Annotated in this window: 8 protein-coding genes and 1 pseudogene; 4 read left to right on the top strand and 5 right to left on the bottom strand. The window is 76.1% G+C overall.

Annotated elements, in window-relative coordinates; all coding sequences use genetic code 11:
* Positions 1–523 precede the first annotated feature (523 nt).
* Entirely contained in the window at positions 524–928 is a 405-nt protein-coding gene (locus tag NBM05_RS10955; RefSeq protein ID WP_254167248.1) for a hypothetical protein, read from the bottom strand.
* 609 nt (positions 929–1,537) lie between these two features.
* On the opposite strand from NBM05_RS10955, the gene NBM05_RS10950 reads away from it, so the two are divergent.
* Positions 1,538–1,990: a glycosyltransferase family 2 protein gene (locus NBM05_RS10950; protein ID WP_254167246.1), complete on the top strand. Its 453-nt coding sequence runs from the start codon at positions 1,538–1,540 to the stop codon at positions 1,988–1,990.
* A 100-nt stretch (positions 1,991–2,090) separates the two neighbouring features.
* Here NBM05_RS10950 and NBM05_RS10945 read toward each other — a convergent pair whose 3' ends face one another.
* Positions 2,091–2,696: a TetR/AcrR family transcriptional regulator gene (locus NBM05_RS10945; RefSeq protein WP_254167244.1), complete on the bottom strand. Its 606-nt coding sequence runs from the start codon at positions 2,694–2,696 to the stop codon at positions 2,091–2,093.
* Between the two features lie 65 nt (positions 2,697–2,761).
* Here NBM05_RS10945 and NBM05_RS10940 point away from each other — a divergent pair, with 65 nt between their 5' ends.
* The 3 genes and pseudogenes from NBM05_RS10940 to NBM05_RS10930 all read left to right on the top strand — a co-directional run bounded on the left by NBM05_RS10940 (position 2,762) and on the right by NBM05_RS10930 (position 4,421).
* Entirely contained in the window at positions 2,762–3,289 is a 528-nt protein-coding gene (locus NBM05_RS10940; protein WP_254167242.1) for an SRPBCC family protein, read from the top strand.
* Between the two features lie 101 nt (positions 3,290–3,390).
* Positions 3,391–3,642, top strand: a pseudogene (locus tag NBM05_RS10935) (D-TA family PLP-dependent enzyme); the annotation flags it as partial.
* The gene (locus tag NBM05_RS10930; RefSeq protein ID WP_309248153.1) at positions 3,573–4,421 is read left to right on the top strand and encodes an alanine racemase; all 849 of its coding nucleotides are present in this window, start codon (positions 3,573–3,575) and stop codon (positions 4,419–4,421) included. The pseudogene NBM05_RS10935 and the gene NBM05_RS10930, both read left to right, overlap by 70 nt.
* Before the next feature lie 134 nt (positions 4,422–4,555).
* Here the strand turns inward: NBM05_RS10930 and NBM05_RS10925 are convergent, their stop codons facing one another.
* The 3 genes from NBM05_RS10925 to NBM05_RS10915 form a co-directional block, all read right to left on the bottom strand.
* A complete protein-coding gene (locus tag NBM05_RS10925; RefSeq protein ID WP_254167239.1) occupies positions 4,556–5,119 on the bottom strand; it encodes a dihydrofolate reductase family protein in 564 nt (187 codons plus the stop codon).
* A 121-nt stretch (positions 5,120–5,240) separates the two neighbouring features.
* Positions 5,241–5,597, bottom strand: coding sequence for a DUF3817 domain-containing protein (locus tag NBM05_RS10920; protein WP_254167237.1), 357 nt, complete (start codon positions 5,595–5,597; stop codon positions 5,241–5,243).
* A 138-nt stretch (positions 5,598–5,735) separates the two neighbouring features.
* Positions 5,736–7,412 (bottom strand): ABC-ATPase domain-containing protein, encoded by a 1,677-nt coding sequence (locus tag NBM05_RS10915; RefSeq protein WP_309248152.1) that lies wholly within the window; start codon positions 7,410–7,412, stop codon positions 5,736–5,738.
* Between the last annotated feature and the right edge of the window lie 176 nt (positions 7,413–7,588).

Below are 7,588 nucleotides of genomic sequence, written 5' to 3'. Positions count from 1 at the left end.
GTCGAGCGCGCCGAGCAGCTGCGCGCGGTCCGCGCCGAGCACGCGGAGCTCTACGCCGGCGTCGTCCGCGCGGGGGCCGCCCGATGAGCCCCCGCCCCCGCATCGGCTGGTACGTCCACCACCACGGCAACGGGCACCTGACCCGCTTCCTCGCCGTCCGCCCGCACCTCGACGCGGAGGTGACGGTGTTCTCCTCCCTCGCCCCGCCCGCGGCCCTCCCGGACCGCACCGCGTGGGTGCGCCTGGCCCCCGACGCCGCGGTGGAGGAGGGCCCCGGCGGCGCCCTCCTCGACCCGCGGGAGCAGGACCCGGAGGCCCTCGGCGCCCTCCACTGGGCGCCGCTCGGCCACCGGGGCCACCGGGAGCGCCTGGCGGAGATCGCCCGCATCGCGCACGCGGAGTTCCTGGACGCCTTCGTGGTCGACGTCTCCGTGGAGGTCGCGCTCTTCGTGCGGCTGCTGGGCGTGCCCGTGGTGGTGGTCTCCCAGCCCGGGGAGCGCACCGACGCGCCGCACCGCCTGGCCTACCGCGTCGCGGACCGGATCCTGGCCCCCTGGGACCGGGAGGCGGTGCCCTCGGCCGCCCTCGACGCCGCCGCGGCGCCCGTCCTCTGGTCCGGCGGCATCTCGCGCTTCGACGGCCGCGAGCGCCCGGCCGCGCCCGAGGAGCGCACCGCGCTGGTGCTGGGCCGGACCATGCCGCCCGAGGAGGAGCACCTCCGCATCGCCGAGGCCGCCCGCGGCGGCTGGCGGCTGCGCTTCGCGGGCAGCTCGCCGAGCACCTGGGACCCGGACCCGTGGCGCTCGATCACGGGCAGCGCCGTGGTCGTGAGCGCCTCGGGCCAGAACAGCGTCGCCGACCTCGCCGCGGCCGGCGCCCGCGTGGTGCTGATCCCGCAGGAGCGCCCGTTCGCGGAGCAGCGCGCCATGGGGGACGCCGTGCGCGCGGCCGTCGACGCCGTGGTCCTCGACGAGTGGCCCGCCGACGGCGAGCTGGTCGCCACGCTCGAGCGCGCGGCGGCCACCGCCCCGACTGGTCCGTGTGGCGCACCGAGGGCGCCGCCGCCCGGCCGCGCGGATCATCGCCGGCGCGGTGCGCGGCGGGCGGGGACCGGCGCCCCGGGCGAGTCCGCAGAAGCCGACCCGGAGGGACGGGCCGATGAGGACGGCGGTGATCACCACGGCGTCGGCGGCCCGGCGCGAGCACCTGGCCCGCCAGCAGACCCTGCTCGCCGAGGTCTGGGACCCCGCCTGCGAGCGGGTGGTGGTCTGGCTCGACGCCGAGGAGCCGGCCGCGGGCTCCGGGCCGCGGCCCCGGCACGACGCCGCTCCACGTCCCACCGGGCGCGCACGGGCTCAGCGTCGCGGCCGGCCGCAACCGCGGCGCGGAGGAGGCGCTGCGCCGCGGCGCGGATCTGCTGGTCTTCCTCGACGTCGACTGCCTGGCCGGCCCCCAGCTGCTGGACCGCTACCGCGAGGCGGCCGCCCGGCGCCCGGAGGCGATCCTCAGCGGCCCGGTCACCTACCTGGACGAGGGCGTGCGGCCCGGGACCGTGGCCGAGCTGCCCGGCCTCACCCGCCCGCACCCGGCGCGTCCGGCGCCCGCGGACGGCGTCGAGCTCGACGCCGCGGCCGAGGAGTACGACCTGTTCTGGTCGCTGTCCTTCGCGCTCACCGCGGGCACCTGGGAGCGCATCGGCGGCTTCGACGAGGCCTTCGAGGGCTACGGCGCGGAGGACACCGACTTCGGCTGGCGGGCGCGGGCGCGCGGGGTCCCGATGGCGTGGGTCGGCGGCGCCCAGGCCTACCACCAGTGGCACCCGACGTCGAAGCCCCCGTGGCGCCACCTCGACGACATCCTGCGCAACGGCGAGGTCTTCGCCCGGCGCTGGGGCGCCTGGCCGATGGAGGGCTGGCTGCGGGCCTTCGCCGAGGCCGGCGCGGTGCGACGCACCGCGGAGGGCTGGGTCAGGGCGGACGCGGGCGCCTAGGCGGCCCGGGGCGGCGGGCTCACCCAGCGGCCGGGCCGGCTCACCCGTAGCCGGGCCGGCTCACCCGCAACAGGGCGGGCTCGCCCGCAGCAGGGCCGGCTCACCCGCGGTCGGCCTCCCGCGGGGCCTCGAGCAGCTCGCACACCGCCAGGACCGTGTTGCGGGCCAGGGCGTCGTCGATCGGGGCCCCCAGGGGCAGCACCAGCCGGGCCAGGATGGGGCCCATCAGCAGGTCGCGCACCGTGTCGACCGGGACGGCGTCGCGCACGATCTCCTCCCGCCCCACGGCCGCGGCCAGGATGGCCTCGAGCCGGGCGCGGCGGGGCACCGTGAAGTACTCGGTGAACAGGTCGCGGGTCTCGGGATCGAGGCGCAGCGGCTCCATCAGGCCCGCCAGGTTGTTGCGGAACAGCGGGGCGGAGAAGACCGTGATCTCGTCGCGCTGGAAGCGCAGCAGGTCCTCCCGCAGGTCCCCGGAGGTCTGGTACTCGCCCACGGGATAGCGGCTGCGCATGACGTCCAGCACCAGGTGGGCGAGGTTGGGGTAGCGGCGGTAGAACGTCGGCCGCGTCGTGCCGATCTCGGTGACCAGCCGGTCCACGGACAGGTGGGAGTAGCCCTCGTCGGCCATGATGCGCTCGGCCGCCTGCATCAGCGCCTCGCTGATGCCGGTCTGGAAGGGCCGCCCTACTTTTCTGCTAGTCACAACGTCACACTAGCAATCGGGGAGGCCTCCTGGACCGGATGAAGCGCTGCTGACAACATGATGACATGACACGACAGAGCATCGAGAAGCACACGACCGAGGATTCGGTCTCCGTGACGGCCGAGGTCCCCGCCTCCCCCGCGGAGGTCCTGGCGCTGCTGCGGGACCCCGCCCGCCAGGCGGAGGTCGACGGGTCCGGGATGATCCGGGCCGCGAGCGACGACGCCGGCTCGCGCGGTGAGGCCCACGGCGGCCCGCTGAGCGCCGAGGGCCAGCTCTTCGTCATGGAGATGCTCTGGACGGACGGCGCCACGCGGTACCGGGTCGAGAACACCGTGACGGCGCTGGGCCCCGACCGCATCGAGTGGGAGGTCGCCGACTACGGCGAGGAGCCCCAGGGCTGGCGATGGGGGTGGATCGTGGAGCCCTCCGGGGCCGGGTCGCGGGTCACCAACTACTGCGACTGGTCCCGCACCTCCTCGGAGGTCCGCGCCGAGAAGGGGTTCCCGATCGTCGACGCCGAGAAGGTCGCCCGCACCGTCGAGCGCCTCCGCGACGTCTTCGACCGGAGCGGGCCCGGGGCCGCCGCGTGACGGATCAGGGGGTGCCGCAGCGCGCGGGCCGCGGTCTCGAGGGACCCGACACGCCCGTCGTCGTCATCGACCGGGACGTCCTGGAGCGCAACGTCCGGCGCATGGCCGAGGCGGTCGCGGCCGCCGGGCTGGAGCTGCGGCCGCACGCCAAGACCCACAAGATCCCGGAGATCGCGCGCCTGCAGGTCGAGGCGGGCTCCCGCGGGCTGACCGTGGCCACCGTCGGCGAGGCCGAGGTCTTCGCCGAGCACGGGATCGGGGAGCTGTTCATCGCCTACCCGCTGTGGCTCACCGAGCGCACGGCCCGCCGGCTGGCGGCCGTGGCCGGGCGCGCGCGGATCAGCTTCGGCGTCGACTCCGTCGAGGGCGCCCGCAACGCCGCCCGCCGGCTGGCCGAGGCGGGGCGCCCGGTCTGGAGGTGCTGGTCGAGGTCGACAGCGGGCACCACCGCAGTGGCGTCGCTCCCGCCGCCGCGCCGGACGTGGCCGAGGCCGCCCGCGCGGGCGGCCTGCGGATCGCCGGGGTCTTCACCTTCCCGGGCCACAGCTACGCCCCGGGCGCGGCCGCAGAGGTGGCCCGGCAGGAGCGCGAGGCCCTGAACGACGCCGCGGAGAGGCTCGAGGCGGCGGGGTTCGACGTCGCGCGCCGCAGCGGGGGCTCGACGCCGAGCGCCCTCCTCACCGAGCCCTGCGGTGCCACCGAGATCCGCCCCGGCGTGTACGTCTTCGGCGACGCCCAGCAGGTGGAGCTGGGCCGGTGCGCCCCGGAGGACGTCGCGCTGACGGTGTGGTCCACGGTCGTCAGCCGCCACGAGGATCCCGAGGGACCCGAGGGGTCGCGGCGGGTGGTCCTGGACGCCGGGACCAAGACGCTGGGCGGCGACCGCCCGGCCTGGGCGAGCGGCTACGGCCGGCTCGCGGAGCATCCGGGGGCCCGGATCAGCGCGCTCTCCGAGCACCACGCCACGGTCCTGTGGCCGGAGGGGGAGGAGCTCCCCACCCTGGGCACCCGCCTGCGGGTCATCCCCAACCACGTGTGCCTGGTCCCCAACCTGGTGGACGAGGTGCTCGTGGACGCGGGCGCGGAGGGCCTGCTGACCTGGCGCGTGGCGGCCCGGGGGCGCAACGGCTGAAACCCTGGCGGGCGAGGGGCGGTCCGTGCCGCCGGGTCGGCAGACCCGCGGCGGCGTTGAGGCGGTTCCTCGGCCTCGGCCCGCCGGCTCACGGCCGGGTCCCGCATTGCGCCAGGACGTGGTCTCGTACCGCGTCAGGGCCTGGTCTCGTACCGGGTCATGACGACGCCGCCGGGGAAGGTCCGCGTCTCGGTCAGGCGCAGGGGTGCGCGCCGCTCGAGCGGGGCGAGGAACGGAGCCCCGGCCCCCAGCAGCACGGGATGGGTGACCACCGTGTACTCGTCGACCAGCCCGGCCCGTAGGGCCGCCGCCGCGAGCGTGGCGCCCCCGACCCGCATCGGGCCGCCCTCGCCCTCCTTGAGCCGGGCGATCTCCGCGACGGCGTCGCCGGTGACCAGCCGGGCGTTCCAACCGACGGAGCCGAGCGTCGAGGAGAACACCGCCTTGGGGGTGTCCCGCCAGTTCCGGGCGAACGCCACCTCGTCGGGGGTGGCGCCCGGCCGCCGGTCGCCGGTCGGCCAGTAGGAGCTCATGGCCTCCCACAGCCGGCGACCGTAGAGCAGCAGGTCCATCGCTTGCTCCTGCTCCAGCCACCACCGGAACAGCTCGTCGCTCGGAGCGCTCCAGTCGAGGTCGCCGCCGGGCGCGGCCACGAAGCCGTCCAGGGACACGTTCATGCCGTAGACCAGTGTGCGCACGGCGCCGCCCTCCTCGCGAGACGATGTGCCTCCACGCTAGGACCCGGCGGGTGCGGGGACAAGACCCGCGCTCGGCGGGCAAAACCCGCGCGCGGCGGACAAGACCCGGGCGCGGACGCGACTACGCGGCGTCGGCCCCCACCGGCTCCCGGCGGGCGGCGGCCTCCGGGCGGGCGAGGCGGCCGCGGCGGCGCAGCCACATCTCCATGGGGATAGTGCACAGCGGGGGCACCGAGGCCGCGAGCGCGACGAAGGCCGTGAGCAGGCCCCAGCGCAGGCGCACGGCCGCCGCCACCGTGATCAGGACGTAGGCGATGAACGCGAAGCCGTGGGCGTACCCGAAGATGGTCACCCCCATCTCGGTGGTCTGCGTGACGTACTTCAGGAACATGCCGACCAGCAGTCCCGCCCAGGTCAGGGCCTCGATGACGGCGATCGTGGCGTAGGTGCGGCCCAGGGGGCTGACGGGGTGCTTCATGGGGGTGGTGCTCGCTTTCTCGGGGAAGGGGCTGAGGGGCGGATGTCGGGGAGGGCGGCGGGGCCGGATGTCGGGGCGGGCCGTGACGCGGGGCCGGATGTCGGGGGCGGGGGGGTGGACGGCGGGGGAGAGGCGGCTTCAGCGCATCGCGAGTCGCCGGTACCTGCTGACCGCCGCGTGCAGCTCGTGCCGCCGCGGCATCGCCAGGTCGCCGCGGATCCGGCGCGGCCCGGTGAGGCCGTCGAGGCCCTCGGCGCGGGCGGACTCGAGCGCCTCGTCGACCGCCCGGTCCAGCGCCGTGCCGCCGTCGAGGGCCCGGCCCACGCGGCCCAGGAGCAGGGCGATCGCGGCGGTCTGCGCGGCGTCGACCAGCTGGGACAGGTAGGCCAGGTCGATGTCGTCCCGGTCGACCTGGATGGTCTCGCGCCCCCGGGAGCGCGGCGGCTTGCGGTGGCCCGAGACGTCGAGGCAGCCGCGGGCCGGGACGCGGCGGAACGGACGGCCGAAGCGCTCGGCGTCGTCGGGCTCGGGCAGGTCGGCCGCGTGCCGGGCGGCGATCTCGCGGGCCCGGCCGGTGACCTCCTCGGGGACGTAGGCGCTCATCGCGACGACGTGGTCCGCGACCGGGAAGAACGCCCCCGAGCCGCCGGCGACCAGGATCGTGGAGACCCCGCGCTCGTCGAAGAGGGCCCGCACCCGGTCCACGAAGGGGGTGATCGGCTCGGCGCCGTCCGGGATCAGCTCCCGCATGGCCCGGTCCCGGATCATGAAGTTGGTCGCGGAGGTGTCCTCGTCGATCAGCAGGGCCGAGGCCCCGGCCTCCAGGGCCTCGGCGAGGTTGGTGGCCTGCGACGTCGAGCCGGAGGCGTTGGCCGTGGTGAACGCGGTGGTGTCGGCCCCGGAGGGCAGGCCGGAGATGAAGGGGGAGATGTCGACGCCGGCGGCCGAGCGGCCGTCCTCGGCGCGGATGCTCGCGGCGTCGGGGACGGTGAGCACCCACTCCCGGCCGTCTCCCGCGAGGTGGGGGTAGACGCCGCGCTCGATCGCCCGCAGCAGCGTCGACTTCCCGTGGTAGCCCCCGCCCACGACGACCGTGACGCCGCGCGGGATCCCCATCCCGGTCACGGTGCGCCCGCTGGCCAGGGTGAAGCCGGTGCGCAGCGTCTCCGGGGAGGCGAACGGGACGCCGTCCTCGAGCGGCAGGTCCGAGACGCCCGAGCGGCGGGGGAGCACCGCGCCGTCGCCGACGAAGGCCACCAGGCCGCGCTCGGCGATCAGCTCGCGGAGCTCCAGCTGGTCCAGGTGCAGGCGGACGTGGTCCCGCAGGCGCTCCTCGTCCATCCCGCCCAGCAGGGCCGAGCCCTCGACGATCCCGGGCAGCTCCTCGGTGAGCAGCCGGGCCGCGGCGCGCCCCTTGACGCGCCGTCCGGCGGCGGGCAGCGCGGCCGTCAGCCGCACCTCCACGGCGTCGCCGACCACGACGACGCTGCTGCGCTCCAGGACCTCCTGCCCGGGCTCGGTGATCCGCAGGTCGCGGGAGGCCGCGCGCAGCCGCTGGCTGACGTCGCGGGCCAGGAAGTCCGCCACCGCGGTGCGCTGCGCCCGCGTGGCCACGACGTCGTCCGGGACCGCGGACTCGGCCAGCGAGACCACCGCGCGGATCGACGACGGCGGGGCGTAGGGGTCGCTCTGCACGTGGTCGATCACGAGGTCGCACGGGCCGAGGTCGTAGCGCCCGACGAGGCGCTTGTACGATCCGTATCCCGAGCCGTCCATGCGGATCAGGGTCTGTTGCAGCTGGTCGCTCTCGGGCACGTGGTCCTCACGGGTCGGCGGCGCGGGGTCGGGGTCCCGCCCACCGTAGCAAGCGCACCGGGGCGCCGCCTGGGAGATCGCCTTAACAATCTCTCGAGGTTGTCGTGAGGCGATAGAATGGGGGAGCGAGGGTCACGCGACCCCCGATTCAGGGGGATGTGGCTCGGGTTATGCGG

Origin of the sequence: Rothia santali (genome assembly GCF_024199905.1) — a bacterium.
In the GTDB taxonomy this organism is placed as follows: Bacteria; Actinomycetota; Actinomycetes; order Actinomycetales; family Micrococcaceae; genus Rothia; species Rothia santali.
Note: the sequence above shows the minus strand (reverse complement) of the source record. Positions and strands in the feature narration are given on the sequence as shown.

Excerpts from the sequence above, each read along its gene's own strand:
- NBM05_RS10955 (WP_254167248.1), bottom strand. The coding sequence starts at position 928 with ATGGCGCGCTGCTCCGCGAACGGGCGCTCCTGCGGGATCAGCACCACG.
- NBM05_RS10920 (WP_254167237.1), bottom strand. The coding sequence starts at position 5,597 with ATGAAGCACCCCGTCAGCCCCCTGGGCCGCACCTACGCCACGATCGCC.
- NBM05_RS10940 (WP_254167242.1), top strand. The coding sequence starts at position 2,762 with ATGACACGACAGAGCATCGAGAAGCACACGACCGAGGATTCGGTCTCC.